1 pseudogene is annotated in these 217 nt (G+C 57.6%); it reads left to right on the top strand.

Annotated features, from left to right (window positions below):
- Positions 1-217, top strand: a pseudogene (locus tag TOK_RS32830) (hypothetical protein); the annotation flags it as partial.

The following is a 217-nucleotide window of genomic DNA, read 5'->3' as shown; positions in this document are numbered from 1 at the left end:
ACGGCGGCAAGAACGACAAGTGGGACAACGACAAGTGGGGCGGCTACGGCGGCAGCAAGAACGACAAGTACGAGGACAAGTGGGGCTGCCACGACAACAAGTCCGACCACTACGACAACAACAAGTACGACGACGACAACTACGGCTGCGACGACAAGTACAGCTCGAACGACAAGTGGAACGACGACAAGTGGGACTCCGGTTACGGCGGCAAGAA

The sequence above is a fragment of the Pseudonocardia sp. N23 genome (assembly GCF_002583555.1).
GTDB lineage: Bacteria > Actinomycetota > Actinomycetes > Mycobacteriales > Pseudonocardiaceae > Pseudonocardia.
Note: the sequence above shows the minus strand (reverse complement) of the source record. Positions and strands in the feature narration are given on the sequence as shown.